The 26,295-nt window shown below is 67.7% G+C and carries 20 protein-coding genes; 7 read left to right on the top strand and 13 right to left on the bottom strand.

All coding sequences use genetic code 11. The features are described 5' to 3' along the window. Positions 1 to 33: 33 nt before the first annotated feature. A complete protein-coding gene (locus C1931_RS15075) occupies positions 34 to 1,416 on the bottom strand; it encodes an L-serine ammonia-lyase (protein WP_108750776.1) in 1,383 nt (460 codons plus the stop codon). A gap of 100 nt (positions 1,417 to 1,516) precedes the next feature. Between C1931_RS15075 and C1931_RS15070 the strand changes: the two genes are divergently transcribed. Further along, entirely contained in the window at positions 1,517 to 1,744 is a 228-nt protein-coding gene (locus tag C1931_RS15070; RefSeq protein ID WP_108756916.1) for a glutaredoxin family protein, read from the top strand. Between the two features lie 79 nt (positions 1,745 to 1,823). Here the strand turns inward: C1931_RS15070 and C1931_RS15065 are convergent, their stop codons facing one another. From C1931_RS15065 to C1931_RS15055, 3 genes are read right to left on the bottom strand one after another with little or no spacing between them, the layout of a single operon-like run. Then, the gene (locus C1931_RS15065; protein WP_108750774.1) at positions 1,824 to 2,396 is read right to left on the bottom strand and encodes a YceI family protein; all 573 of its coding nucleotides are present in this window, start codon (positions 2,394 to 2,396) and stop codon (positions 1,824 to 1,826) included. Positions 2,397 to 2,399: 3 nt separating this feature from the next. Then, positions 2,400 to 2,972, bottom strand: a complete 573-nt coding sequence (locus tag C1931_RS15060) for a cytochrome b (protein WP_108756915.1) — start codon at positions 2,970 to 2,972, stop codon at positions 2,400 to 2,402. Then, the gene (locus C1931_RS15055; protein WP_108756914.1) at positions 2,969 to 3,613 is read right to left on the bottom strand and encodes a YceI family protein; all 645 of its coding nucleotides are present in this window, start codon (positions 3,611 to 3,613) and stop codon (positions 2,969 to 2,971) included. Before C1931_RS15055 ends, C1931_RS15060 begins: the two co-directional genes overlap by 4 nt. A gap of 165 nt (positions 3,614 to 3,778) precedes the next feature. On the opposite strand from C1931_RS15055, the gene C1931_RS15050 reads away from it, so the two are divergent. Together C1931_RS15050 and C1931_RS15045 are read left to right on the top strand one after the other, a co-directional pair. Beyond that, positions 3,779 to 7,327, top strand: a complete 3,549-nt coding sequence (locus C1931_RS15050; protein ID WP_108756913.1) for an ATP-binding protein — start codon at positions 3,779 to 3,781, stop codon at positions 7,325 to 7,327. A gap of 96 nt (positions 7,328 to 7,423) precedes the next feature. After that, positions 7,424 to 10,945 (top strand): hybrid sensor histidine kinase/response regulator, encoded by a 3,522-nt coding sequence (locus tag C1931_RS15045; protein WP_108756912.1) that lies wholly within the window; start codon positions 7,424 to 7,426, stop codon positions 10,943 to 10,945. Positions 10,946 to 11,633: 688 nt separating this feature from the next. On the opposite strand, the gene mdtD is transcribed toward C1931_RS15045, so the two are convergent. The 6 genes from mdtD to C1931_RS15015 all read right to left on the bottom strand — a co-directional run bounded on the left by mdtD (position 11,634) and on the right by C1931_RS15015 (position 17,135). Next, the gene (gene mdtD / locus C1931_RS15040; RefSeq protein WP_108753854.1) at positions 11,634 to 13,058 is read right to left on the bottom strand and encodes a multidrug transporter subunit MdtD; all 1,425 of its coding nucleotides are present in this window, start codon (positions 13,056 to 13,058) and stop codon (positions 11,634 to 11,636) included. 90 nt (positions 13,059 to 13,148) lie between these two features. Next, entirely contained in the window at positions 13,149 to 14,231 is a 1,083-nt protein-coding gene (hemE, locus tag C1931_RS15035; protein ID WP_108750768.1) for a uroporphyrinogen decarboxylase, read from the bottom strand. A 25-nt stretch (positions 14,232 to 14,256) separates the two neighbouring features. Then, complete coding sequence (locus C1931_RS15030; protein WP_108753853.1) at positions 14,257 to 14,496, bottom strand: WGR domain-containing protein; 240 nt, start codon at positions 14,494 to 14,496, stop codon at positions 14,257 to 14,259. Positions 14,497 to 14,581: 85 nt separating this feature from the next. Beyond that, positions 14,582 to 15,694, bottom strand: coding sequence for a 3-dehydroquinate synthase (gene aroB, locus C1931_RS15025; RefSeq protein WP_108756911.1), 1,113 nt, complete (start codon positions 15,692 to 15,694; stop codon positions 14,582 to 14,584). Beyond that, positions 15,691 to 16,233: a shikimate kinase gene (locus C1931_RS15020; protein WP_108756910.1), complete on the bottom strand. Its 543-nt coding sequence runs from the start codon at positions 16,231 to 16,233 to the stop codon at positions 15,691 to 15,693. The genes aroB and C1931_RS15020 overlap by 4 nt, the downstream gene beginning before the upstream one ends. A gap of 74 nt (positions 16,234 to 16,307) precedes the next feature. Beyond that, positions 16,308 to 17,135 (bottom strand): kinase, encoded by an 828-nt coding sequence (locus C1931_RS15015; protein ID WP_108756909.1) that lies wholly within the window; start codon positions 17,133 to 17,135, stop codon positions 16,308 to 16,310. A 40-nt stretch (positions 17,136 to 17,175) separates the two neighbouring features. Between C1931_RS15015 and pdxH the strand changes: the two genes are divergently transcribed. Beyond that, positions 17,176 to 17,775 carry a pyridoxamine 5'-phosphate oxidase gene (gene pdxH, locus C1931_RS15010; protein WP_108756908.1) on the top strand — a complete coding sequence of 200 codons (600 nt, stop codon included), beginning with the start codon at positions 17,176 to 17,178 and terminating at the stop codon, positions 17,773 to 17,775. Positions 17,776 to 17,850: 75 nt separating this feature from the next. Here pdxH and C1931_RS15005 read toward each other — a convergent pair whose 3' ends face one another. Both C1931_RS15005 and C1931_RS15000 read right to left on the bottom strand, forming a co-directional pair. After that, the gene (locus C1931_RS15005) at positions 17,851 to 20,640 is read right to left on the bottom strand and encodes an HD domain-containing phosphohydrolase (RefSeq protein WP_108756907.1); all 2,790 of its coding nucleotides are present in this window, start codon (positions 20,638 to 20,640) and stop codon (positions 17,851 to 17,853) included. A 120-nt stretch (positions 20,641 to 20,760) separates the two neighbouring features. Further along, positions 20,761 to 21,507 carry a hypothetical protein gene (locus C1931_RS15000; protein WP_159095508.1) on the bottom strand — a complete coding sequence of 249 codons (747 nt, stop codon included), beginning with the start codon at positions 21,505 to 21,507 and terminating at the stop codon, positions 20,761 to 20,763. A 411-nt stretch (positions 21,508 to 21,918) separates the two neighbouring features. On the opposite strand from C1931_RS15000, the gene C1931_RS14995 reads away from it, so the two are divergent. Continuing rightward, positions 21,919 to 22,404 carry a DoxX family protein gene (locus C1931_RS14995; RefSeq protein WP_108756905.1) on the top strand — a complete coding sequence of 162 codons (486 nt, stop codon included), beginning with the start codon at positions 21,919 to 21,921 and terminating at the stop codon, positions 22,402 to 22,404. A 17-nt stretch (positions 22,405 to 22,421) separates the two neighbouring features. Here the strand turns inward: C1931_RS14995 and prpR are convergent, their stop codons facing one another. Continuing rightward, positions 22,422 to 23,999, bottom strand: a complete 1,578-nt coding sequence (gene prpR, locus C1931_RS14990; RefSeq protein ID WP_108756904.1) for a propionate catabolism operon regulatory protein PrpR — start codon at positions 23,997 to 23,999, stop codon at positions 22,422 to 22,424. A gap of 153 nt (positions 24,000 to 24,152) precedes the next feature. Between prpR and prpB the strand changes: the two genes are divergently transcribed. Then, complete coding sequence (gene prpB / locus C1931_RS14985; protein ID WP_108756903.1) at positions 24,153 to 25,046, top strand: methylisocitrate lyase; 894 nt, start codon at positions 24,153 to 24,155, stop codon at positions 25,044 to 25,046. Between the two features lie 36 nt (positions 25,047 to 25,082). Next, complete coding sequence (gene prpC / locus C1931_RS14980) at positions 25,083 to 26,240, top strand: 2-methylcitrate synthase (RefSeq protein ID WP_108753844.1); 1,158 nt, start codon at positions 25,083 to 25,085, stop codon at positions 26,238 to 26,240. Positions 26,241 to 26,295 lie beyond the last annotated feature (55 nt).

Genomic DNA, 26,295 nt, shown 5'->3' with positions numbered 1-26,295 from the left:
GCGCAGCGCGCGCCCCCACCCCCACACACGCGATCAGCATTCGATCACATTCACCGCCAGGCCACCGCGGCTGGTTTCCTTGTACTTGTCCTGCATGTCGCGGCCGGTATCCCGCATGGTCTTGATCACCTTGTCCAGCGACACCTTGTGCTTGCCGTCGCCACGCATGGCCATGCGCGAGGCATTGATCGCCTTCACCGCACCCATGGCGTTGCGTTCAATGCACGGAATCTGCACCAGCCCGCCAATCGGGTCGCAGGTCAGGCCCAGGTTGTGTTCCATGCCGATTTCAGCGGCGTTCTCGATCTGGCTGGGGTTGCCGCCCAGCGCAGCGACCAGGCCGCCGGCGGCCATCGAACACGCAACGCCCACCTCGCCCTGGCAGCCCACTTCGGCACCGGAAATCGAGGCGTTTTCCTTGTACAGAATGCCGATCGCTGCGGAAGTAAGCAGGAAATCGAACACGCGCTGTTCGTTCGCGCCCGGGCAGAAGCGGTCGAAATAATGCAGCACGGCAGGCAGCACGCCGGCGGCGCCGTTGGTCGGCGCGGTCACCACGCGGCCACCGGCAGCGTTCTCCTCGTTCACCGCCAGCGCGTACAGGTTCACCCAGTCCAGCGTGGTCAGCGGGTCGCGCATGGCGGCCTCGGGCTTGGAGGACAGCTCGCGGTACAGCGCCGGCGCGCGGCGGCCCACCTTCAGGCCGCCGGGCAGCACGCCTTCCTCGCGGATGCCGCGCGCCACGCACGACTGCATCGCACTCCAGATCTCGCGCAGCTTCTCGCGGATCTCCTCTTCGCTGCGCCAGCACTTCTCGTTCTCGAACATCAGCTGGGCAATGCTCAGGCCGCTGCGCGCGGTCTGCGCCAGCAGTTCGTCGCCGCTCTTGAACGGGTAGGGCAGCGGCGTTTCGTCGGGCACGATGCGGTCGTCGGCGGCATCGTCCTGGTTGACCACGAAGCCGCCGCCCACCGAGTAATAGTCGCGGGTGGCGATCACTTCATCGTCGGCGTTGTAGGCGGTGAAGCGCATGCCGTTGGTGTGGTAGGGCAGCTTCTGCCGCTTGTTCATGCCCAGGTCGCGCTTCTCGTCGAAGGCGATCTCGTGCTGGCCCATCAGCAGGATGCGCTTGCTGCTGCGGATGCGTTCCAGCGTGGCGGGAATGATGTCCGGGTCGATCAGGTTCGGGCGCTGGCCTTCCAGGCCCAGCAGGATCGCCTTGTCGGTGCCGTGGCCGCGCCCGGTCAGGGCCAGCGAGCCGTAGACGTCGGCGCGGATGCGCGCCACTTCGTGCAGGCGGCCCGGGTCCAGCAGCCAGCGGTGGATGAAGCGTTCGGCGGCCTTCATCGGCCCGACGGTGTGGGAGGAGCTCGGGCCAATGCCGATCTTGAAAACGTCGAACGTGCTGACAGCCATGGTTGCCGTACTGCGGGTACCGGAAGAGGCCGCTATTCTAGCCGTTCGTGCTGCAGGGCCATGCCTGCGGCGCAGCATTTCCGCCGGCGGAGCCTGAACCGTGCTGACCCTGTTCCAGCGAGACGATTGCCACCTGTGTGACCTGGCCCTGGCCGAACTGGCCAAGGCACGGGCGCCGGAGTTCGATTCGGTGTTCCTGGATGACCAGCCGGCGCTGGAAAGCCGCTACGGCACGCGGGTGCCGGTGCTGCGGCATGAGGCCAGCGGCCGCGAACTGGATTGGCCGTTCGATGCCGTGACCGTGCAGGCCTGGCTGGCCGCAGGTTGAATCCGCCGGGCATGGCCCGGCGCTACCCTGTGTCTCCGTTCCACGGTAGCGCCGGGCCATGCCCGGCGGCGGTCCCACATTATTTCGCGTCGAACTTGACGATGGTGCTGATCGCGGTCTCGTCCGGGATGGTCTTGGTATCGGCCCAGTCGCCGCCACCCACGCCGAAGTCCAGGCGCTTCACGGTGGCCTTGCCGGTCAGCACCGGCTGGGTGCCCGGCTTCCAGCTGAAAGTGAACGTGACCGGCTTGCTCACCCCGCGCAGCTCCAGCGTACCGTCGGCGGCGAACTGGTCGTTGCCCACTGCACGGAAACCCTTGGCGGTGAAGTGGGCGGTGGCGAACTTGCCGACGTCGAAGAAGTCCGCGCCCTGCAGAGTGGAATCACGGTCGCTGTTGCCACTCTTGGCCCCGGCCAGCGGAATGGTCACGTCCAGCGAGCCTGCGGCCGGATTGGCCGGGTCGAAGCTGAGCTTGGTGCTGAACCCCGGGAAGGTGCCGGTGAACACTTCACCGTCGTACTTGCTGGCAAACACCAGGATGGAGCCGGCGCCGGCGGCCTGGGTGTAATCGGCGGCCAGCACCGGGGCAGTGGCCAGCAGGCCGGCCAGGGCAGCGGCCACGGCGGCCGGGGTGGTCAGTTTCAGGGTCATCGGTCAGTCCTTCTGTGGGGTGGCGAGCCAGCCACGCGGCAGCATCCGCGACAAGGTGGCATCACGCTGGAACAGGTGGTGGTAGAAGGCAGCGCCGGCATGGGCCAGCACCACCGCGATCAACAGCCAGAAGCCATATTCGTGCAGGGCGTGGGAGACGGCCACCACCTGCGGATCGGGCCCGCTCAGCTTGGGCACATCCACCAGGCCGAACCAGCGGAACGGGCGCAGGCCGCTGGCCGAGTCGTACAGCCAGCCCGACAGCGGAATGGCGAACATCAGTACATACAGCAGCACGTGGGTGGCGCTGGCGATGCGCTCCTGCCAGCTGGGCGTGCCCGGCACCGGCTTGGGCGCGCCGGCGTACAGGCGCCAGACCAGGCGCAGCAGCACCAGGGCCAGCACGGTGATGCCGATGGATTTGTGCGCGGTGTAGACCCAGAAATACTTCGGTGTCTTCGGCAGTTCGCCCATGGTCAGGCCGACGATGCCCAAGGCGAGGATCAGCAGGGCGATCAACCAGTGCAGGGTCTGGCTGACGCTGCCCCAGGCAGCGGGCGTGTTCTTGGCGGTCATGGCGTGTCCTTCGGGGCCGTCGGGCTGTCGGAGTGGCTGTCGGGGTCAGGAGTTCCCGGGCGCGCGCTGCGGTCCAGCGCCGCTTCGGCTTCGATTCTGATCTGTACGCTGTCGCCGATCACGCCCGGCCAGGCGGTGATGCCGAAGGCGCGGCGGCTGAGCGTGGTGGTGGCCGAGAAGCCGGCGGTGCGGCGGAACGGCGGCAGCGGGTAGCGCTTGACCGCGTTGAGGGTCACATCCAGCACCACTTCCTGGCTGACCCCGCGCAGGGTCAGGGTGCCGACCACGCGCGCATGGGTGGGATCGATCGGTTCCACCCGGGTCGATACGAAGCGCGCACTGGGGAAGCGTTCGCCATCCAGCAGGCTGCTGGCCAGGGTGGCCTGGTTCCACTTGGCATCACCCAGGTCAAGCCGCGCCACGGGAATGTCGACCTCCAGCGTGGCATCGCGCCAGCTGTCGCCATCGAACTGCACGCTGCCCTGGCTGCCGGAAATGGTGCCCAGTGCCTGCGAGTAGCCGGCGTGATCGATGGCGAACAGCACGCGGGTGTGCACCGGGTCGATGCGCCAGACGTCGGGTGCGGCCCAGGCCGGTGCAACCACAAGCAGCAGGGGCAGCAGGGCCAGGCGTAAACGCATCGGGCACGTACTCGGTTGGAAGAGGCCTCGATCATACGCACAGCACCGCGCTCTGGACGTGTGCACGGCTGCAACAGTTCGTGGTGGCAATGCGGCTGGAAACAGGCTGTTGCAGCAGTGCCGCCGGTGCTGTGTGACAATCGGGGCCAGGACAGGGGGTTCAGGATGAAGACCGGTTGGCACAGGTGGTGCCGTGGCTTGGCCGCACTGGCACTGGTGGTGTCGCTCGCGGCGGCGGCCACACCACAGGAGATGGCAGGGGAAACGCCGCGACTGCGCCGCTTCGGTGCGGCCGAAGGCTTGCCCTCGCGCATGGTGTTGGCACTGGCTGAAGACCGCCAGGGACACATCTGGGCGGCCACCGACGGCGGCTTGGCCCGTTACGACGGCAGCGCCCTGCGGGTCTGGCAGCATGACCCCGAACAGACCGGGTCGTTGCCGGGCAACGAAATCGAAACCCTGTTGATCGATCCGCGCGACCGCGTCTGGCTTGGCATCAACGGCAAGGGCCTGGCCCGCCTGGATGCCGACCGTGATCGCTTCCGTACCTTCGATGGCATTGATGCGCAGTGCCAGGGGCAGTTCTGGACCCTGGCCTATGCCGGCGACGCATTGTGGATCGGCACCAGCACCCACGGTGTCTGCCGGCTGGCCGAGGATGGCCAGCTGCAGGTGTTCCGCCACGATGCGTCCGATCCTTCCGGCCTGCCCAGCGACACCATCTACAGCAGCCTGGTGGATGCGCAGGGGCGGCTGTGGATCGGCACCGAAGCGGGCGTGGCGCGCTGGGATGGCACCCGCTTCAAGGCCATCGCGGCGGGCGCGTTGGGCCACGTGAGCGTGCTGCGGCTCAGCCGCGATACCGATGGCGCGGTCTGGATCGGCAGCCAGAACGATGGGCTCTACCGTGTGGACGCCAACGACGCGGTCAGCCGGCCGGCGTGGCCTGACAGCCCGGCCCTGCGCGCGGCCCTGGTCATCCCGGATCGCCAGGGCGGCTACTGGGCCGGTACCGCAGATGGCCTGCTGCGCGGTGATGCCGATGCGCTGTGGCGCCTGCAGGGCGACCGCGGCAGTGGTTTCCTGACCGGTCACAGCGGCGTGCTGGACATGCTGCAGGACCACGAAGGCGGGCTCTGGGTGGGCCTGCTGACTCAGGGACTGGCTTATCTGCCCCCCGACTGGCGGCGCTTTTCCACCTGGTACCAGCTGGACGGCAAGCCGTTGGACAGCCAGTACCTGCTGAGCGCCGCCAGTGATGGCAACAACTACTACGTGGGCTCGGCCCATGGCGTCTACCGCATCGATGCGCAGGGCACCTTGAGCCTGCTGGCCAGCGACAAGGAACTGGGCAGCGGCGCGGTCTGGTCGGTGCTGCCGCGCCCGCAGGGGCGCCTGTGGCTGGGGCGCGCCGGGCGCCTGAGCGTGTACGACCCGGCCAGCGGCGCACTGCGCAACCTGCCGATCGGCGGCGGCGCGGACCTGCGCCAGCGCATCGATCTGATGCGGCAGGCGCCGGACGGGTCGGTGTGGATTTCGGTGATGAACCTGGGGATGCAGCAGCGCGCCGCTGACGGCCGCCTGCTGCGCACCGTTCCGCTGTCGGCCCTGCACGGCGCCTCGGATGTGCCGATCGAACAGATCCGCTTCGATGCGCGCGGCCGGGTCTGGGCCATGGGCGAAATGGGGCTGTGGCGCGAGCAGGCCGACCGTTTCGAAGCCGTGCCGGGGGTATCCAGCGGCGCCATCTACGATCTGGTGTGGGTCGATCCGCAGCAGCTGTGGCTGGCCCGGCAGGGCGCGTTCGAGCGCTATCAGTGGGACGGGCTGACCCTGCGCCTGATCCAGCGCATCGACGCCAGCCACGGCATGCCGCCGGTCAGCATGGGCGGCCTGGCCCTGGCCGAGGATGGGCGCGTGTGGGCCACCTCGCCACGCGGCCTGCTGCGCTGGGACCCCAAACAGTGGCGCCTGCAGCAGATCAACGAACGCGACGGCCTGCCCGATGCCGAATTCACCGGGCGGCCGCCGGCGGTAGGGGCCGACGGTCGTGTGCTGGCCGTCACCCAGACCGGCATGGTCGGTTTCGACCCGAACGCGGCTGACGTCGCGCTGCCCGCATCGCAGCTGGTGATCGCGCAGGTGCGCGTGCGCCGCGACGATGCGCGCGGGTGGCAACCGCTGCCGACAGGCGGCGAGCTGCTGTTGGGCCCGGATGACCGTGACCTGCAGATCGATGCGCGACTGCTGTCGTACGCGAACCCGCAGGGCAACCGCTACCGCTTCCGCGTGGGTGGTTACGACCAGAACTGGGTGGAGCAGGGCAGCGACGGCCAGCGCACATTGTCGCGGCTGCCACCCGGGCCGTACCTGATCGAAGTGCAGGCGGCCAGCAGCAGTGGTGCATGGAGCCCCTCGCAACAGCTGCAGGTGAAGGTGCTGCCGCCGTGGTGGCGAAGCGGCATGGCCATCTTCGGCTACGTGATGCTGGGCTCGCTGCTGCTGTTGGCCCTTGTCTGGTCGATCCGGCGCCGGCTGCGGCGGCGGCAGCAATGGCAGTTGACCGTGCACAAGCAGCAGCTGGCCGAGCAGGCGTCGCAGGCCAAGAGCCGCTTCCTGGCCACCCTGGGCCATGAAGTGCGCACGCCGATGACCGGTGTGCTGGGCATGAGCGAACTGCTGCTGGCCACCGAACTGGACCCGGTGCAGCGCAGTTATGCCGGGTCCATCCAGCAGGCCGGCAGCCATCTGCTGCGGCTGGTGAACGACGCCTTGGACCTGGCCCGCATCGAAGCCGGCCGCCTTGAGCTGGATATCCGCCCGTTCGATCTGACCGGACTGCTGGACCAGGTGCAGGCCCTGATGCAGCCGATGGCCCACCAGCGCCAACTCGGCTTCCTGCGCGAAGACCGCCTGCCCGGGCCGGTGAGTGTGAGTGGCGATGAAATGCGGGTGCGGCAGATCCTGCTGAACCTGCTGGGCAATGCGATCAAGTTCACCGAGCGCGGCCACGTCGCGCTCGGCGTGCAGCTGCAGGACGAGGGTGGCGTGCTGGTGTTCGAAGTAAGCGACACCGGGCCCGGCATCAGCACCGAGCAGCAGCAGCGTCTGTTCCACCGCTTCGAACAGGCCGATGGGCCGCGCACGGCGTCGCGCTATGGCGGCAGTGGGCTGGGCCTGGCCATCTGCCAGGAGCTGGCGGTGGCGATGGGCGGTCGCATCGACGTGGACAGCCAGTTGGGGCGCGGTGCACGCTTCCGCGTCCGCCTGCCGTTGCCGTGGGCGCCGCAGGCGTCGCCACCGGCCGGCGAATCCGTTGCCGTCGTTCCGGTGCTGCCGGCGTTGCGCATCCTGCTGGTGGAAGACGACACGACCGTGGCCGAGGTGATTGCCGGCTTGCTGCGCGCACGTGGTCACCAGGTCGTGCATGTGCTGCATGGCCTGGGCGCGCTGGCCGAAATCGCCACCGGCGGCTTCGATGTGGGGTTGCTGGATCTGGACCTGCCGGCCCTGGATGGCACCGCCATTGCGCGTCAGCTGCGCGCGATGGGCTACGAATTGCCACTGGTGGCAGTCACGGCGCGTTCGGACGCCTATGCCGAAACACAGGTGCTGGCCGCCGGTTTCGATGGCTTCCTGCGCAAGCCGGTGACCGGCGATCTGCTGGTGTCGGCCATCGCCCATGCACGCAACAAACGTCAGATCACGGCGTAGTTGCGCAGCTTAATGGCGTGAATTGCGCGCCTTTCGGTTTACCATGCCGACGCCCGCCCTGCGGGCACCATCCATGGACGCGTGAGGAGGCAATCGGTGGCGTATCTGCGGGCGGCGACGCTGCTGCTGATCCTGTTCGCCCTGGTGCCCGCGCTGGCCCAGCCGGTGGCACCCACGCCCCGCCAGGTGACGGTGTTCGATGGTCTGCCATCGAACACAGTCAATCGCATGGCCGAAGATCGCTACGGTTATCTGTGGATCGCCACCAACGATGGCCTGGCACGCTATGACGGCCGCAACTATCGGATCTGGCGCTCCGAGGATGGCCTGCGCGACAACCGTATCTGGAGCGTGCTGGTCGACGCCCACAATGAACTGTGGATCGGTACCGAGAACGCCGGGCTGGTGCGCATGTCGGCCGATCGCCGGCAACTGCGCTTCTACGACCGCAGCAGCCAGCCGCTGATGGGCAGCAACACGGTGTGGAGCCTGGCGACCACGCCCGATGGCGCGATCTGGTTCGGCACCCATGAAGGCGGACTGTACCGGCTGGATCGCAATGAACGGCTGCAGCGCTTCCTGCCCGAAGCGAACAACCCGCGCAGCGTGCCGGCCGTTTCCGTGCCGTACCTGGCCACGCTGGCCGACGGCAGCCTGTGGGTGGGCACCAAGCACGGCGTGGCGCGCTGGACCGGCACCGACTTCGAGCGGATCGGCAGCGATGTGATTCCCGGGTCGATGATCAACGGGCTCAGTACCGAACCTGATGGCAGTCTGTGGATCAGTACGCTGGCCGGCGCCATCGTGCGGCGGCCCGACGGCCGCTTCGATGCACCGCCATGGGCGCTGCCGGCCGGCGACCAGGTACTGGGCATGATGCTGCGCGACGAACAGGGCGGGCACTGGCTGGACACCCGCAGTGGCCTGGGCCGGGGCGTGGATGGCAAGTTCCAGAACGTGCCGCTGTACAGCGCCATTGCCCGCGGCCGGGTACGGCCGAACTGGACCGGCGCGTATGAAGACCGCGAAGGCGGCATCTGGCTGGCCAGTACCAATGCCGGCCTGTGGCACCTGCTGCCGCGCTGGTGGCAGTTCTCGGTGTTTTCGCGGCTGGAAGACGACCCTGCGTCGCTGCGCAATGCCTTCGTGCTGGGCACCAGTCCGTCCAGCAATGGCGGAGTGTGGACGGTGGGCAGCCATGGCGCGCTGGACCGGTTCGACCCGTTGACCGGGCAGATCGAGCAGCACCGCACCTTCGTCAATGGCATGCATTGGCTGACCTCGGTACGCGAGGATCGACGTGGCCAGGTCTGGATCGGGTCCAGCGATGCGGTGATGCGTTATGACCCGCGCACCCGCGAACTGCGCCGCTGGGGACGTGATGCGGCCACCGACGCGCCCATGGAGGGCACGGTCGAGGCGATGATGACCTGCGATGGCGACAGCCTGTGGCTGATGCTGCCGTCGGGGCTGCAGCAGCGCGATCTGGATGGCCATGTACGGCGCGAACTGGAAAGTGGTCGCGATGGCCTGCAGCTGGGGCAGTTGAACCTGGACGTGGAATGCGGCCCGCAGGACCACATCTGGCTGGCCAGCAGCCGCGGTCTGCTGCAATGGCTGCCCGAGACCGGCCGCTTCCAGCCCGTGCCCGGCGCGCCTGCGTCGGCGGTCTACGCCATGCATGTGGGCCACGATGGCCAGGTCTGGCTGTCCGAAGATGGTCGACTGGCCCGCTACCATTGGCGCCAGGGGAGGCTGGAGCGGCAGGCGGTGATCGGCGCCGAGCAGGGCTATCCGGCCATCTCCGCCACCGGCGTGGTGGTCGACGCGCAGGGCGTGGTCTGGGCCAGCAGCGCCCGCGGTCTGGTGCGCGTAGGCGCCGACGGGCAAAGCGTGCGCCTGTATGGCGTACACGACGGCCTGCCCAGCCAGGAGTTCCGCGAACATACGCTGATCAGCACCGCGTCCGGGCGCATGGTGGCAGGCACCCCGGCAGGCGTGGTGGTGTATGACCCCGAACAGGTACGCCCGTCCACGCGCCGCGCGCCGCTGGTGATCGAGCGGGTGGAGGTGCGCCGCAACGAACAGGTGCTGGACCTGACCCACGACACGCCACTGCAGATTGCCGACGGTGACCGCGACCTGCGCATCGTGGCGCGCCTGCTGTCCTTCGCCGATTCGGCCTCCAATACCTACCGCTACCGCTTGGCTGGCTACGATCCGGACTGGGTGGAAGTGGGCCCGGCCGGTGAGCGTCTGTTCTCGCGCCTGCCGCCGGGCAGCTATCGCCTGGAAGTGCAGGCGCGCTCGGCCGACCATGTCTGGTCGCGGGTGCAGAGCCTGGAATTCCATGTGCAGCCGCCATGGTGGCGCAGCCTGTCCGGGCTGCTGGTGCTGGCCTCGATCGCGCTGCTGCTGACCAGCTGGTTCGCCTGGCTGTACCGGCGCCGCCTGCAGCGCCGCCACGCCTACCAGCTGGCGCTGCACAAGCAGGAGCTGGCCGAGCAGGCATCGGCGGCCAAGACCCGCTTCCTGGCCAACCTGGGCCATGAGATCCGCACTCCGATGACCGGTGTGCTGGGCATGAGCGAACTGCTGCTGTCATCGCCGCTGGACCCGCAGCAGCGCGGCTATACCCAATCCATCCGGCACGCCGGCGAGCACCTGCTGCACCTGGTGAACGACGCGCTGGACCTGGCGCGGATTGAATCGGGGCGATTGGAACTGCAGTCGCGTCCGTTCGCATTGAACGCCCTGTTGCAGGACCTGGCGGCGCTGATGGGGCCGCTGGCCGCACAGAAGGGCCTGCGCTTCAGCCTGGACAACGCCCTGCCGCCAGGGTTGCAGGCCACCGGCGATGCCATGCGCGTGCGTCAGATTCTGTTGAACCTGTTGTCCAACGCGGTGAAGTTCACCTCGCGCGGCGGCATTACCCTGCACGCGCGCTGCGACGATGATGGCCTGTACTTCGACGTGCGCGATACCGGTCCGGGCATCAGCCAGGAGCAGCAGCAGCGTCTGTTCCGGCGTTTCGAACAGGCCGATGGCGCACGCACCGCCGCCCAGTACGGCGGCAGCGGGTTGGGCCTGGCGATCTGCCGCGAACTGGCGCTGGCCATGCAGGGCCGCATCCGGGTGGAGAGCCAGCTGGGAACGGGAACCGCGTTCGCGGTCTGGCTGCCGTTGCCACTGGCCCTGGAGGAGGGCAGTGACCCCGCTGCCGGTCTGCAGGGTGATGGCACGGCCAGCCCACTGCCGGCGCTGCGCGTGCTGCTGGTGGAGGACGATGGCACCGTGGCGGACGTGGTGACGGGCCTGCTGACCGCGCGCGGGCACGAGGTGGTGCATGCCGAGCATGCGCTGGCGGCATTGCGCGAGATCAGCGCGGGCGAATTCGATGTGGGCCTGCTGGACCTGGACCTGCCCGGCCTGAGTGGTTTCGAACTGGCCCAGCACCTGCGCAACCACGGTTACACCCTGCCGCTGCTGGCGGTGACCGCACGCACCGATCCGGATCTGCAGCAGCAGGTGGAAGCGGCCGGCATTGAAGGCTTCCTGCGCAAACCCGTGACCGGTGAGCTGCTGGTGGAAGCCATCGCCCGCGTGCTGGGGCGCTAGGGCGTGCTGGCAGGGCTTGCAGCCCTGCACCTGCCGTAGGGTCGAGCCATGCTCGACTGAAGCAACGTCAAAAGCTGGCTATCCGTGGGGAGGCGAGGTGGGTCCGCTTGCGGGGGACGGCGCAAGTACGTCCTTGTAGCCTCGGTCGCGCCATCCATGGCGCTCACGCCCCCGCAACCGGACCCACCCCGCCTTCGACAGTTTCCAGCAATCTGTCGGAACGGCACGGGGTCGGATCCCGTTGCTACGCAACGGGCTCTGACCCCGAATCTATTTCGTTGTCTGACAGATTCACTGCTGTTGGTAGGTGTCGACCTTGGTCGACACAATCTGTCAGATAGCGAATTTTCTCTGGGGTCAGAGCCCGTTGCGAAGCAACGGGATCCGACCCCGTGCCATCCGACAAATCGCAGGAAATTGTCAGAGGCGGGGTGGTGTGGGCTTGCAGTACCGCAGGCGCCATGGGCCCGAGGCATGCCTCGGGCGGGTTGGGCAGGACGCCCAACCCCGGTCTTGCCGTGTGCGCAGGATTGCGCACACGAGCAAGGCGCCTACGAGCCTCCATGGATGGATTTACGGCGTGTACTGCAAGCCCACACCACCCCGCCATCCCACGGATACCCAGCTCTTGCCGTTGCCGTCGCTGTTGCTCCAAGCAGGTGCAGGGCTGCAAGCCCTGCCGAAAACACTACTCCGCGACCGATTCGACCTGGCGCGGTTCGGGCTTGGTGTCGGGCAGCTGCCAGAAGATCATCGTCGAGGTGAGGGTGATCGCACCCACGCAGATGAAGGTGGCATGCAGCGCCGCGGTGGCGCCATGGCCTTCCAGGTGCGTGCCGAACGCTGCCAGCAGACTGCCTGCCGCCGCCGCACCGAAACCGGCTGCCAGCATCATCACCATCGACAGCAGGCTGTTGCCGGAACTGGCGAACTCGCGGTCCAGGTCGCGCAGGGTCACGGTGTTCATCACGGTGAACTGCAGCGAATTGACCGCGCCGAAGAACGCCAGCTGCAACAGGCGCCAACCCAGGTGCTGGCCCGGCGTCATCAGGATGAAGCTGGCCATCGCCAGGCCCACCAGCACGGTGTTCACCATCAGCACGCGACGGTAGCCGTACTGCTCCACCAGCTTCACCGCCAGCTTCTTCGACACCATGCCCGCGGCGGCCACCGGCACCATCATCAGGCCGGCGTGCATCGGGCCCAGCCCCAGGCCTACCTGCAGCAGCAGCGGAATCAGCATCGGCATGGCGCTGCTGCCGATGCGCGAAAACAGATTGCCGAGGATGCCGATGCGGTAGCTGGGTACGCGGAACAGCGCCAGTGAGAACAGCGGCGCAGTGGAATTGGCCGCGTGCAGCCAGTAGCCCACCAGCGCCGCCAGGCCGGCCACGGTCATCAGCATCACCAGTGCGTGCGGCGTGCCCAGTCCGGAAATGCCATCCAGTGCCAGCGACAGCACCACCATGGCGAAGGCCAGCATGATGTAGCCGCGCAGGTCGAAGCGCACGCGGTGGCTGGCGTAGTGATCGGGCATGATCTTCATGGCGGCGATGAAGCCGATCACACCGATGGGAAGATTGATCAGGAACACCCAGTGCCACGAGGCGATTTCCACCAGCCAACCGCCCAGGGTCGGGCCGATCAGCGGGCCGATCAGCGCGGGAATGGCGATGAAGCTCATCGCGCGCAGGAAATCCTCGCGCGGCACCGAGCGCATCACCGCCAGGCGGCCCACCGGCAGCAGCATGGCGCCGCCGATGCCCTGCAGTACGCGGGCACCGACCAGTTGATGCAGGTGCTGGGCCAGCGCGCAGGCCAGCGAGCCCAGGGTGAACAGGATGATCGCCACCAGGAAGGTGCGGCGCGTGCCGTAACGGTCGGCGATCCAGCCGGAGGCCGGAATGAACGTGGCCACCGCCAGCGCGTAGCTGAACACCACCGACTGCATCTGCAGCGGGCTTTCGCCCAGGCTGGCGGCCATGGCCGGCAGCGCGGTGTTGACGATGGTCGAGTCCAGCATCTGCATGAAGATGGCCAGTGAAACCAGCCACAGCAGGGGACGGAAACGGGCGTAGTCGGACGGCGAAGCCGGCACAGACGGGTCGGACATGGCGTGGGGAGCCGGTGGAGCGGGGCGGCCATGATCGCCCATGTGAAGTCACGGCGCGATAAACGTCGCACCGTGACGTATTTGACACGATCAGCGGCGGCTGTGGCTGTGTACCGCGTCCACCAGCACCTGCACGTGCGCCGGATCCATGTCCGGCGACATGCCATGGCCCAGGTTGAACACGTGGCCCTCGCGCGAACCGCCGTTGCCGGCGGCGTAGGTGTCCAGCACGCGCGCGGCCGCGGCAGCGATCGCATCGGGCGAGGCGTACAGCGTGGTCGGGTCCAGGTTGCCCTGCAGGGCAACCCGGCCGCCGGTGCGGCGCAGGGCCTCGTCCAGGTCCAGCGTCCAGTCCAGCCCCAGTGCATCGGCACCGGTCTGCGACAGCGCCTCCAGATGCAGGCCGGTGCCCTTGCCGAACAGGATCAGCGGCGTGCGCTCGCTGCCTTCGCCGCGCTCCAGGCCTTCGGCAATGCGCTGCAGGTAGCGCAGCGAGAATTCGCGGTACATGGCCGGCGAAAGCACGCCGCCCCAGGTGTCGAACACCTGCAGGGCCTGCGCACCGGCGGCACGCTGCGCGCCCAGGTAGGCGATCACCGCCTCGGTGGTCACCTCCAGCAGGCGGTGCAGGGCCTGCGGGTGGTTCAGCGCCATCGCCTTGATGCGCGCGAAATCCTTGCTGCCGCCGCCTTCCACCATGTAACAGGCCAACGTCCACGGGCTGCCGGAGAAGCCGATCAGCGGCACCTGGCCGTCCAGTTCGCGGCGGATCAGGCGCACCGCATCCATCACGTAGCCCAGGTCCTGTTCCATGTCCGGCACGGCCAGCTTGGCAATGGCGGCCTCGTCACGCACCGGATGGCGGAACTTCGGGCCTTCGCCCTCGACGAAGTACAGCTCCAGGCCCATCGCATCGGGAATGGTCAGGATGTCCGAGAACAGGATGGCCGCATCCAGCGGGAAGCGGCGCAGCGGCTGCAGGGTCACTTCGCAGGCGATTTCCGGGTTCTTGGCCATGCCCAGGAAGCTGCCGGCCTTGGCCCGGGTCGCGCGGTATTCCGGCAGGTAGCGGCCGGCCTGGCGCATCAGCCAGACGGGGGTGCAGTCCACCGGTTCACGGCGAAGGGCGCGCAGCAGGCGATCGTTGCGAAGGGGGCTGGTCACGATGGGCATTCCTTGGGCGAAGAGGGGCAGCGGCTCAATCGCCGTGCGAAAGAATCTGGAAGCCGCGATGCAGTTCGGCATCGCGGGCCTTGTCGAAGGCATGGCGGGCTTCATCGGCCTGCAGGAACAGCTCGCGCCGCAGCTGCGAGCGCGCACCGACGCGGCCGCTCTCACGCAGCAGTTCCCAGCCGCCGAACAGGTCCGGCAGCAGGGTCAGGCGCAGGAAACGCGGTGCCTGCGCACCGGCATCGGGATGTTGCAGGTAGACATGCATGGGCCGATTGTAGCGGGGCAGGGGTGAGCCCTGCCGCAACGCCCGCTGGGCAGCGCCGGGCCATGCCCGGTGAACATGGACCCGCTCAGCCCGCGCCCAGCACCTTCAGCACCGCCGCTTCATCCACGTCCGGCACCACTTCGGCGCGGCCCATGCCCCGCCACAGCACCAGACGCAGGCGGCCGGCCACGTTCTTCTTGTCCAGCCGCATGCGGCCCAGCAGGGCCTGCGGGTCCAGCCCGGCGGGAATGGCCACCGGAAGCCCCAGCCGTTCCAGCAGCGCCTGCAGGCGCACGCGGTCGGCATCGTCGGCCAGGCCCAGGTCGGCGGAAAGCCGCGCGGCCAGCACCATGCCCACTGCCACCGCCTCACCGTGGTTCAGGGCGTCGCGGCCGGGCGCCGAGTAGCCCTGCTCGGTCTCGATGGCGTGGCCGAAGGTGTGGCCCAGGTTCAACAGCGCACGCTCGCCCTTCTCGAAGGGGTCGCGTTCGACGATGGCGGCCTTGTGCCGGCAGCTGCGTGCGATGGCCTCGGCCAGCACGCCCTGCTCACCGGCCACCAGCGCCTCGGCGTGCTGCTGAAGCCATTCAAAGAACACCGCATCGCCCAGCGCACCGTACTTCACCACTTCGGCCAGGCCCGCGCGCAGTTCGCGCGGCGGCAGCGTGGCCAGCACGCGGGTATCGGCAATCACTGCGCGCGGCGGGTGGAAGGCGCCGACCAGGTTCTTGCCGGCCGGAATATCCACCGCGGTCTTGCCGCCCACCGACGAATCGACCATCGCCAGCAGGGTGGTGGGCAGCTGCACGCAGTCCACGCCCCGCATCCAGCAGGCCGCGGCGAAGCCGGCCAGGTCGCCGACCACGCCGCCGCCCAGGGCAAACACGCAGGCATCGCGGGTGGCACCCAGCGCGGCCAGTGCTTCGATGGCGCGGCCGAATTCGGCCAGGGTCTTGGATGCTTCGCCGGCGGCCAGCACGTGTTCGCCCACGATCAGGTCCGGGCGCGCGGCCAGCAGGGCCTCGCGCAGGGCAGCCAGGTACAGCGGGGCCACCTCGCTGTCGCTGAGCAGCAGCACGTGGCGGCCGCGCACGTGCGAGGCCAGCGCAGCGCCGTCGGCCTGGGCGCCGGCGCCGATGGTGATGGTGTAGGGACGGTCGCCGGCAACGGCAACCTGCAGCAGGGAAGGGGTGGTCATGCGTTCAGGTCCTGGCGCTGCCATTGCGCGGCCAGCTTGACGACAAGCTGGGCGGTCGCATCGGCGGCGGTGTACGGGTCGGTGTCAAGCGTGATGTCGGCCAGCGCGTGGTACAGCGGGTCGCGCACGGCGGCCAGGTCGTGCAGTACCTGTTCACGGTCCGGGCGCTGCAGCAGCGGGCGCCCCTTGTCGCGGGCCAGCCGTTCCAGCTGGGCCGCCACGCTCACATGCAGGTGCACCACGAAGCCGCGCTGGGCGATCAGGGCGCGGTTGTCCGGGTCCAGCACGGCGCCGCCGCCGGTGGATACCAGCTGGCCCTGGCCAGCCAGTACCTGGGCCAGGGCCTGGCGTTCATGGGCGCGGAAGCCGGCTTCGCCGGAGTGCTCGAAAATGGTCGGAATGCTGGCGCCGGCGGTATCGACGATGGCCTGGTCCACGTCCACGAAGTGCAGCGTGAAGCGTTCGGCCAGGCGGCGGCCGATGCAGGTTTTGCCGGCGCCCATCGGGCCGATCAGGATCAGGTTCGGAGCAGGATTCATGCCCTGTGATGCTAACACCTTCACGCCCCGGGCCCGGCACGATGGTTGCGGTTGGAAGCATCCGCGCGGCGCTGTCAGCGCACGGCCTGCACCTGCCGTTGCCCGTCCAGCTGCACCACGTGGTCGGCCAGCGCGGGCAGGGCGCGCAGCGCCTGGCGGCTGACCCGCTCGTAGTACTGCACGAAGCGCTCCAGCTGCGGGCGGGTCATGCCATGGCGACCGGGCTGCGCCGCCTGCAGGTTCTGCTCCTGCTGCCAGCGCCAGCGCGGAACCACCGAGAAATCCGGCGGCTGCAGGAACCACAGGCGGTCACAGCGCTGCCACAGCGCGGGGTAGTGGTCGGCCAGGGCCTGGTTGCACCAGCGCCGCCAGCGCCCGTCGGGGTCGGCCTCCTGCTCCAGCGCGTTCAAGGGGCGGTCCAGCTCGGCTTCGGTCTGCGCGGGCGTGCCCAGGAACCAGCCTTCGAACACCAGCAGGTCCAGCGGTGCGTCCAGCGCCGACCACTGCGCTTCGGGCAGGCGCTCATCGGCCAGCTTGTCGAAGCGCGGCAGCGCCAGCGGCTGGCGCGCGGCCACCGCATCGAGCACTGCGTGCGCCAGCGGCAGGTCGTGGGTGCCGGGCGGGCCGCGGGTGATCAGCAGCGGATGCACCTGGCGGGCCAGGCGCTGGCGCTGCGCGCGGGTCAGGTAGACATCGTCGATGGACAGGGCCGCCGCGTTCAGGCCGCGTGACCGGGCGCGCGCCACCACCTGTGCGGCCAGCGTCGATTTGCCGCTCCCCTGCACGCCACTGATGGCCAATACTGGCACCGTGGCAGTACTGGCCAGCGCGTCATCCAGCGCCTGCTCGGCAAGCGTTTCGGGGAATCCTTTCACCACGGGCATGTACGCAGCAGCAACCATGCCGCCACAATAGCCCAATCCGAGTGAGAAGAAGCGAACCATGAGCGACCTTTACGCCGAAGCCCTGTCCACCTTTGCCGCTCTGTTCGAGGAGGCCAAGCAGAGCCGTGAGGTCGAGCCCAATGCGATGACCGTGGCCACCGCCGATGCGCAGGGCCGCCCGTCGGCGCGCACCGTGCTGCTGAAGGCCTTCGATGAGCGCGGCTTCGTGTTCTATACGCATCTGGACAGCCACAAGGGCCGCGAGCTGCAGGCCAACCCGCAGGCGGCGCTGCTGTTGCTGTGGCGCAGCCTGCGCGAGGCCGGCATCCAGGTGCGCATTGAAGGGCGCGTGGAGCCGGTGGCCGATGCCGAGGCCGATGCCTATTTCGCCAGCCGCCCACGCATGAGCCAGATCGGCGCCTGGGCGTCACTGCAGTCCAGGACGTTGGCCAGCCGCGAGGAATTCGATGCGCGCGTGGCCGAGGTGGAGGCACGCTTCGAAGGCCAGGACGTGCCGCGCCCGGATGGCTGGAGCGGCCTGCGCGTGGTGCCCGACCGCATCGAGTTCTGGTACGGCGCGCAGTTCCGCCTGCACGAGCGCTGGTGCTACGAAGTGGGTGCCGAAGGGCGCTGGAGCAAGCGGCTGCTGTACCCGTGAGCGACGCTGGGACGACGCTGTTCTGGTAGTGGCCAACCTTGGTTGGCGTTCTGTTGTGTCGACCCAGGTCGACACCTACCGCGGGGCTGTCAGCAGTCCCTCCAGCGCCTCCAAGTCCACACGGTCGCGCTGTGCTGCCGTCATGAAACGCTCGGCAAATACATCCCACAGCCGGCTGCGCAGGAAGTAGCGGAACAGTTCCGCATCCAGATGCTGCTCGTTGCACATCAGGGCCATGATGCGCAGCGTTTCGCTGAGCGGCTTGGCCGGCTTGTAAGGGCGGTCAGCGGCGGTGAGTGCCTCGAACACGTCGCACAGTGCCATCACCCGGTCCAGCAACCCCAGCTGGTCGCCGGGCAGGCGCCGCGGATAACCCTTGCCGTCCAGCCGCTCATGATGGGTGGCGGCCAGCTCCGGCACCTGTTCCAGGCCCGGCGGCCAGGGCAGGGCCTTCAGCATCACGTAGGTCTGCACAATGTGGTTGTTGATGCGGAAGCGGTCTTCGTCGGTGAGCGTGCCGCGGCGGATGCCCAGGTTGTACAGCTCGCCGATGTTCTGCTGGCACGGGGGCAGTTCCATGTTGAAACCCAGCGTGTTGCGCGGGTCGCCTGCTTCCACCGCCGGGCGCTCACTGCCCCACGGCACGCGGTGCTCGGGCAGGTCCTGCAGCAGGGTGGCTGCAGCCGGCAGGGGCGGAGCCTGCGGGCGCTGGGTTTGCAGATGGCGAAGCTCGGCGGCCGACAGGCCCAGGCGGTCGTCGAAGTGGCGCTGCCAGGGTTGCTGGCCGATGGCCTGCAAGCGCGCGATGGCTTCGTCGGCCATGAACTCGCCGCCCAGGTTGCAGCCGGCCACGAATGCGAAATCATCCTGCAGCTGCTGCTTTCGGCTGGCGAGCTGGGCTGCAGTGGTTTCGCCACGTGCGGCGGAAAGTTCCGCATCGCGCCACAGGATCTCGAAGCGCAGGCGCACCTCGTGGATGCGGTTGCGGATGACCTCCAGCTTGGTCGCCTTGTCCACGATGTGCTCGGGGCTGATGACCTTGCCGCAGTCGTGCAGCCAGGCGCCAAGCCGGAACGCTTCACGCTCGCCCTCGCTCATGCGGAACGCGGCGTAGCGCCCATCATCGGCCTGGTGCAGGTGCTCGGCCAGCTCGATGGCCATCTGTGGCACGCGCTCGCAGTGGGCGCCGGTGTAGGGGCTCTTGGCATCGATCGCATCGGCCAGCAGGCGGATGAGTGCCTCGAACAACAGCCGTTGCGCCTCGGACAACTGGCGGGTCTCGATGGCCACCGCCAGCATGCCCGACAGGCGCTGGGTGAACTGCAGGAAAGCGGCGTCGTCGTGGGCGGCATCGGTGGGGTGTTCCAGGACCAGTAGTCCCTGCAGGTTGCCCTGCCGGCCGCGCAGCGGCAGCCGCAGTTGTCCGGCCGGCGGGTGGTCGTGCACGTCGTCGGTCGGCCACGCGATGTGCGCAGGCAAGGGCGTGTGCAGCGTGCCCACCTGGGCCGCGCGATGCAGGGCACTGGTGGGTGCGTCTGGAAGATAGACCGCCGCCGCGCGCGATTGGGTGGCCTTGACCATCTGCTCCAGCACCCGCTGCAGCATGCGCTCCATCTGCGGCTCGGTGGCCAGGCATTCGGTCAGGTCCAGGAAAGCGGCGATCGTGCCGCCCATATGCTGGATGGCCTGAGACAGCTCGCTCACCTCGCGCACGCGGCTGGCAGGCAGGGGCGCGCCGGTGAAATCGAAGCGGGCAATACGCAGGCTGCGTTCGCGCAGGCCGACCAGACTGCGGCCCAGGGCACGCCCGGCCAGCCAGCCCAGCGGCAACAGCAGCAGGGTCAGCAACAGCGCCAGGCCCAGCGTCTGCGCGGCACGGTGGCGCGCGTCGGCCGCCAGCTCGTCCATGGGCAGCGCTTCCAGCAGATCGAACGTCTGCCCGTGCCCGGTCTGCAGTCGCGAGCGCAACCCGATCCAGGTGCGACCTGCGGTGTTGAACTGCACGGGCAGGCCGCTGTGCGTGGCGCGTGCCTGGGCCTGCGCCAGCGGGGTGTGGCCTGCTGGCGCGGCCAACGTGCTGGCAACGATCTCGCCGTTGCCGTGCAGCAGGGCCAGCTCGGTACCCGGTGTTGCCCGCAGCGTGGCCAGCACCTGGGCCAGATCGTCCAGTGCCACATCTACGCCGACCACGGCGTCGGCGGTGGTGGCGCGTTCACTGAGCGTGACGCCCATGCGGCCGGTGGTGGCAAAGCGATACGGCACCGAGACATGCACGCTGCCCGGGCGCTGCCACGCCTGCTGGTACCAGCTGCGCTGGCGCGGATCGAAGTCATGGCTGGGCCATGGGCGTGTCGGCAGCGGCTGGCCTTGCGCATCCAGGAAGTGGAAGCGTGCCACGCGCGTGCCGTCGACCTGTTGGCTGAGCGTCTGCAGCAGCATGTCGGCAGTACTGGGCGCCGCCACGCTTTCGCGCACGGCCGGCACCGCCAGTGATCGGGCCAGCAGCAGATCGCCATTGGGGTAGGCCACGTACACCGAGGCTGCCACCGGCGCCGCGCGCAGTGCGGCCAGCAGCGGCGCGGCATGGTCCAGGCGGCTGCGTTCGTCGGCCAGGGCGGGCAGCTGGCCGGCGCCGATCTGGCCCAGCGCCACCTGTGCCGGGGCAAACTGCAGGCGCAACTGTTCGGCCAGCAGGGTGGTATCGCGCAGGGCGCGCTGCCGGGCATCCGCGCCCAGGCGCTGGTAGGTGGCAATCACGCCCCAGCCGATCAGCAGTGCGGCGACCAGGGCCATGCAGGTCATGGTCAGCGCGGTGATATGGACGCGGATGCGGAACTGGCGCGGACCCGGTACGGCGTGGCTCATCAGGCTTCCCCCCTATGCCGATAGCCCTACGCAGGTTGCGTGCGCAACCGGACAGGGGGCGGGGCCGCCTTTGTAGAGTCGAGCTTGTTCGACTGCCTGGGCAGTCGAGCAAGCTCGACTCTACGAGCCCGTCCTATCTGCCAAGAGGGCCGTGACCGGCTGTAGGGTGGGGTTCGAGTACGTCAGATTGTTGTCGCGATTCCCGGCCGTTACGATCCCCAGTTCCCGCGTGTCGTGCTCTACGACGTTGACTCCCATGGTGCAGTGATTTCTGGGGCCGCTTACCTTGGTTCCGCCAATCAGTGCCGTTGGTTGGGGTAATCCCGTTGTTTCATGGATCCTGATGAAGTCTGTTGCAGCAAGGAGGTTTGCCAGCACCTCTCTCGCTCTTCTGCCATCCAATACCCGGAGCTGGACTTCCGACATTCTGATGTCGATTCCGCTTTCGAAACGCACCCCCGATTTCGACAGCTGTTCGCCCATTTTTTCTTGTGCCGCCCGTAGCGTTTCAAGGGAGCGTGGCGCGACTCTCGCGGAATACAATCTGCTCTGCGTATACCTGGCTAGATTTCGCTCTGGAACTTTGGTGAACAGCACGACGATTTGGAATTCGGGCGAGTGCTCGATGTAGAGGCCTGCGAACGTTTCCGGGTTTTCCGTCGCGATGCGTTGCTGCAGTCGACCGGCGTCTCTCGACGCGGCGAGTCGTTGTGTCGCCTCTTCGGTGGACGTCCTGTAAGTGTCTGCGTACTTCTCAGAAACCATGTCCCTGTCCTGAGTCGCTGCGTTCAGATTGAATATCGCAGATGCTGCAAGCAGGGTGACGGTTGCAGTCAGGATGTTGCGTGATCCGGATGAGGTTTTCACTGGATTTCCTTATCGATTGTCAGGGTGTGCGTGGATATGACGTCCTTTCATCGGGATTGGCGGAGTGATTTCTTGAACGTCATGGTTCTGATTGATATCGCGTGCCGGTGCAGTCTGGTGTGAGCCATTTGGCAGTTCGTTCCATCCGCGAGCATGCGCTGGCCGCAGCTTCCATCAACGAGCAGAATTTTCGAGCATATACAGTCGTGCGGGAGTGCTGGTGGGTCTCCGTCGTGCACAGGCGCGAATGCGGAATCCTCTGGGAACGGGTACAGCATTGATCATTCGGTTCCTCTCGCACCTCTGCGGTTCTGCAGGGAACAAGATGTCGCCAATGGACCGGCCAGCTTCATCTCCGAGATGGCCGCGACTCGGCACACTCGGGATGATGTTCCCTGCTCCGGAGTTGCCATGCCGTCCTGGCGCTGTCTGTTTGCCGTGCCGTCCCCGCGCGGTGGTATTGAAGGTCTGCTGCTGCTTTCAGCACGCATCGTGGCGGGGGTGATGTTCAGCGTGTCCGGCTGGAACAAGGTGTTCACCGACGAGGGGCGCGAGCGTATGGTGCATACGCTGGTCGAGGCAGGTATTCCGTTTCCGGTGTTCAGTGCGCCAGTGCTGGGCACAGGTGAATGGATTGCTGGCGGTCTGCTGGTACTGGGGGTTCTGAGCCGCCCCTCGGCCCTGATGCTCGCGGCGATATGCGCGGTGGCGGCGCTGACCGATGGCATTGCACGGATTCCGGCGGGGATGGGCGTGCTGGATTGGTTGAGCTGGTTCTTCTATCTGAGCGAAGTTGCGTTGGGTATGTTGCTGTTGTGGATTGCCTCGGCCGGCAGTGGCCGGTTGGCCGTCGAAGCGCGGTGGGGACGGCAAAGGAGCGTCTCGGGTCTTCGATAAGTCGAGCAAGCTCGACTCTACAAACCCTCTGCGCGCAGCCAGCGCCACAGCGTGGTGCGCGATACACCCAGTGCCTGGGCCAGGCCTTCGCGGTCGTTGCGGTGTTCCTGCAGCAGGCCTTCCAGCTGGGCGCGGGGCGGGCGCTTGCCGTTGCTTTCCAGTGGCAGCGCCGGTATGCCTTCGTGCACCAGCTCCGGCGCCAGCTGCAGCAGGCGCGTAGCGTCGATCAGCCCTTCGCCCGGCTGCCAGTGGATGCGCAGGCGATCCACCAGGTTGCGAAGCTCGCGCACGTTGCCGGGCCAGCCGGCGGTGGTAAGCACGGTCATGGCGTCCTCGGCCAACGGCGCATCGATGCCGCGCAACTGGCGGAAGAAGTGCTGGACCAGCAGTGGCACATCGCTGCGGCGCGCGCGCAGGGGGGGCAGGGCAATGCGCAGTGCGGCCAGGCGGTAATAGAGATCACGACGGAAGCTGCCTGCGGCCGCGCGCTGTTCCAGCGACTGCAGGGTGGCGGCCACCACGCGCAGGTCAACCGAGGTGGGCTCGGTGGCGCCCACGCGCAGCACTTCGCGTTCTTCCAGCACCCGCAGCAGCCGCGTCTGCAGGGGCAGCGGCAGTTCCCCGATTTCATCCAGGAACAAGGTGCCACCATCGGCCGCTTCCACCAGGCCCACGCGGCCGCCCCGGCGTGCGCCGGTGAACGCACCATCGCTGTAACCGAACAGTTCCGACTCCAGCAGTGATTCGCTGATGGCTCCGCAGTTCAGTGCTACGAAACGACCGCGGCGGCCGCTGGCGGCGTGCAGCTGGCGCGCCACCAGTTCCTTGCCGGTGCCGGTCTCGCCGGTCACCAGTACGGTGCTGTCGTGGGGCGCATACAGCGCAATCTGTGCACGTACCTGTGCCATCGCATCGCTGTCACCCAGCAGCTCGTGCGCCTCGCTGCGCGCCGTTGCACGCCGGCGCGGCGCGGGGCGGGCGCCACCGGAACGGGCCAGGGCCTGGGTCAGTTCCAGCGCATGCTCGAAGGCCTGCCGCACCGAGTCGGCCGAGTACAGCAGCACGCCGGGCAGGCCCATCTGTTCGGCGTGGTCGATGGCCATGCCGGTGCCCACGATCACCTCGATGCCGTTGGCGCGCAGATCGGCGATGCAGTCGCGCGCGTCCTCGCGGGTGACGAAGCGGCGGTGCTCGATGTCCAGCCCGAAGCTGTGCTGGAAGTTGCTGAACACCGGCACGTCGCTGGCGTGGGTGACCAGCCCGATGCGGCTGGCGATGCGCCGCGCCCGCGCCAGCGCTTCCATCAGGTCGAAGCCGTTGGCCTGGATCGGCACCAGCGGCAGATCCAGGCGGCCGCGCAGCCAGGCCGCGTTCGAGCCACCGGCAATGACCACGTCGCAATGCTCGCGGCGCAGGCGCTGGCCGATCACCTCCACCGCCTCCTCGAAGCCGAGGTTGATCTGTTCGATGCGCGCGCGGCGGTCGAATTCGGGAATGACATCGCCGAGCAGGCCGGTCAGGCGCGAAACGCTGACGGTCCAGATCACCGGGCGGTCGGCATCGACAGGGGGCAGGGGCGAGCGGGGCAGGTACATGGCGCGGCCGTCACGGTGGATGTTTCATGATACCCCCGTTTCAATGTTTCATATGTTTCATCTTGCGGCCGCAGTCACCCGTTTGAAATCAATGGCTTGCACCTTGGCACGGTGTTTGCGCCTGTACCCTCGACTTATCTACTGGACTGCCGCATGACTGCTTCCACCCCTGCTTCCGCCGGTGCCCGCTTCCGCCAGGCCCTGGCTGCCGAATCGCCGCTGCAGGTGATCGGCGCGATCAACGCCAACCATGCGCTGCTGGCCAAGCGCGCCGGCTTCCGCGCCATCTACCTGTCCGGCGGCGGCGTGGCCGCCGGCTCGCTGGGCCTGCCGGACCTGGGCATCAATACCCTGGAAGACGTGCTGATCGACGTGCGCCGCATCACCGATGTCTGCGACCTGCCGCTGATGGTGGATATCGATACCGGCTTCGGCCCGAGCGCCTTCAACATCGCGCGCACGGTGAAGTCGTTGATCAAGGCTGGTGCGGCCGCCTGCCATATCGAAGACCAGGTCGGTGCCAAGCGCTGCGGCCACCGCCCGGGCAAGGAAATCGTCTCGCAGGGTGAAATGGTCGACCGGGTGAAGGCCGCCGCCGATGCCAAGACCGATCCGGATTTCTTCCTGATCGCGCGTACCGACGCCATCCAGGTGGACGGCGTGGACAAGGCCATCGAACGCGCCATCGCCTGCGTCGAGGCCGGCGCCGACGGCATCTTCGCCGAGGCCGCCTACGACTTGGACACCTACCGCCGCTTCGTCGATGCGGTGAAGGTGCCGGTGCTGGCCAACATCACTGAATTCGGGGCCACCCCGCTGTTCAGCCGCGACGAACTGGCCTCGGCCGGCGTGGCCATCCAGCTGTTCCCGCTGTCGGCCTTCCGTGCCGCCAACAAGGCTGCCGAGAACGTCTATGAGTCGGTGCGCCGCGATGGCCACCAGCGCAACGTGGTCGACGCCATGCAGACCCGTGAAGAGCTGTATGACCGCATCGGTTACCACGCCTTCGAACAGCAGCTCGACGCCCTGTTCGCCGCCAAGAAATAAGCAGTACCCTGCACCATCAGTTTTCGGAGGGAAAACATGAACGATACGACCGCAACCCCGACCTTCAAGCCGAAGAAGTCCGTCGCCCTGTCCGGCACCGCCGCCGGCAACACCGCGCTGTGCAGCGTGGGCCGCAGTGGCAACGACCTGCACTACCGCGGCTATGACATCCTGGACCTGGCCAACACCAGCGAGTTCGAGGAAATCGCCTACCTGCTGGTGCACGGCAAGCTGCCGACCCGCGCCGAACTGGTCTCGTACAAGGCCAAGCTGAAGTCGCTGCGCGGCATTCCGGCCGCGGTGAAGGCCGCGCTGGAAGAACTGCCGCCGTCGGCCCACCCGATGGACGTGATGCGCACCGGTGTATCGGTGCTTGGCTGCGTGGCGCCGGAAAAGGATGACCACAACCATCCGGGCGCGCGTGACATCGCCGACAAGCTGATGGCCTGCCTGGGCTCGATGCTGCTGTACTGGTACCACTGGAGCCACAACGGCCGCGCCATCGACGTGGAAACCGACGACGACTCCATCGGTGGCCACTTCCTGCACCTGCTGCACGGCGAGAAGCCGCAGGATTCGTGGGTGCGTGCGATGCACACCTCGCTGATCCTGTACGCCGAGCACGAGTTCAACGCCTCCACCTTCACCTGCCGTGTCATCGCCGGTACCGGCAGCGACATGTACAGCGCGATCTGCGGTGGCATCGGCGCGCTGCGCGGCCCCAAGCATGGCGGCGCCAATGAAGTGGCCTTCGAAGTGCAGAAGCGCTACGACAGCCCGGATGAAGCCGAGGAAGACATCAAGGCCCGCGTCGAGCGCAAGGAAGTGGTGATCGGTTTCGGCCACCCGGTCTACACCGTGTCCGACCCGCGCAACAAGGTCATCAAGGACGTGGCCCGCGAGCTGTCCGAAGAGCAGTCCAGCATGAAGATGTACGACATCGCCGAGCGCCTGGAATCGGTGATGTGGGACATCAAGAAGATGTTCCCGAACCTGGACTGGTTCAGCGCGGTCAGCTACCACATGATGGGCGTGCCGACGGCCATGTTCACCCCCCTGTTCGTGATCGCCCGCACCGCCGGCTGGAGCGCGCACATCGTCGAACAGCGCATCGACGGCAAGATCATCCGCCCGAGTGCCAACTACATCGGCCCGGAAGACCGCGAGTTCGTCGCCATCGACAAGCGCGCCTGATCCACCTGCTGTCTGCACCCGGCCGGCCCGTTGCCGGCCGGGTGATTTCGCCGCC

The organism is Stenotrophomonas sp. YAU14A_MKIMI4_1 (genome assembly GCF_003086855.1).
Lineage (GTDB): Bacteria > Pseudomonadota > Gammaproteobacteria > Xanthomonadales > Xanthomonadaceae > Stenotrophomonas.
Note: the sequence above shows the minus strand (reverse complement) of the source record. Positions and strands in the feature narration are given on the sequence as shown.

What these genes read in the sequence shown, in the direction of transcription:
- prpR (WP_108756904.1), bottom strand. Translation starts at nt 23,999, where the DNA reads ATGTACCTGCCCCGCTCGCCCCTGCCCCCTGTCGATGCCGACCGCCCG.
- C1931_RS15075 (WP_108750776.1), bottom strand. Translation starts at nt 1,416, where the DNA reads ATGGCTGTCAGCACGTTCGACGTTTTCAAGATCGGCATTGGCCCGAGC.
- aroB (WP_108756911.1), bottom strand. Translation starts at nt 15,694, where the DNA reads ATGACCACCCCTTCCCTGCTGCAGGTTGCCGTTGCCGGCGACCGTCCC.
- C1931_RS14995 (WP_108756905.1), top strand. Translation starts at nt 21,919, where the DNA reads ATGCCGTCCTGGCGCTGTCTGTTTGCCGTGCCGTCCCCGCGCGGTGGT.
- prpC (WP_108753844.1), top strand. Translation starts at nt 25,083, where the DNA reads ATGAACGATACGACCGCAACCCCGACCTTCAAGCCGAAGAAGTCCGTC.
- C1931_RS15030 (WP_108753853.1), bottom strand. Translation starts at nt 14,496, where the DNA reads ATGCATGTCTACCTGCAACATCCCGATGCCGGTGCGCAGGCACCGCGT.
- C1931_RS15015 (WP_108756909.1), bottom strand. Translation starts at nt 17,135, where the DNA reads ATGGTTGCTGCTGCGTACATGCCCGTGGTGAAAGGATTCCCCGAAACG.
- C1931_RS15005 (WP_108756907.1), bottom strand. Translation starts at nt 20,640, where the DNA reads ATGAGCCACGCCGTACCGGGTCCGCGCCAGTTCCGCATCCGCGTCCAT.
- C1931_RS15020 (WP_108756910.1), bottom strand. Translation starts at nt 16,233, where the DNA reads ATGAATCCTGCTCCGAACCTGATCCTGATCGGCCCGATGGGCGCCGGC.
- C1931_RS15065 (WP_108750774.1), bottom strand. Translation starts at nt 2,396, where the DNA reads ATGACCCTGAAACTGACCACCCCGGCCGCCGTGGCCGCTGCCCTGGCC.
- C1931_RS15060 (WP_108756915.1), bottom strand. Translation starts at nt 2,972, where the DNA reads ATGACCGCCAAGAACACGCCCGCTGCCTGGGGCAGCGTCAGCCAGACC.
- C1931_RS15055 (WP_108756914.1), bottom strand. Translation starts at nt 3,613, where the DNA reads ATGCGTTTACGCCTGGCCCTGCTGCCCCTGCTGCTTGTGGTTGCACCG.
- pdxH (WP_108756908.1), top strand. Translation starts at nt 17,176, where the DNA reads ATGAGCGACCTTTACGCCGAAGCCCTGTCCACCTTTGCCGCTCTGTTC.
- hemE (WP_108750768.1), bottom strand. Translation starts at nt 14,231, where the DNA reads ATGCCCATCGTGACCAGCCCCCTTCGCAACGATCGCCTGCTGCGCGCC.
- prpB (WP_108756903.1), top strand. Translation starts at nt 24,153, where the DNA reads ATGACTGCTTCCACCCCTGCTTCCGCCGGTGCCCGCTTCCGCCAGGCC.
- mdtD (WP_108753854.1), bottom strand. Translation starts at nt 13,058, where the DNA reads ATGTCCGACCCGTCTGTGCCGGCTTCGCCGTCCGACTACGCCCGTTTC.
- C1931_RS15050 (WP_108756913.1), top strand. Translation starts at nt 3,779, where the DNA reads ATGAAGACCGGTTGGCACAGGTGGTGCCGTGGCTTGGCCGCACTGGCA.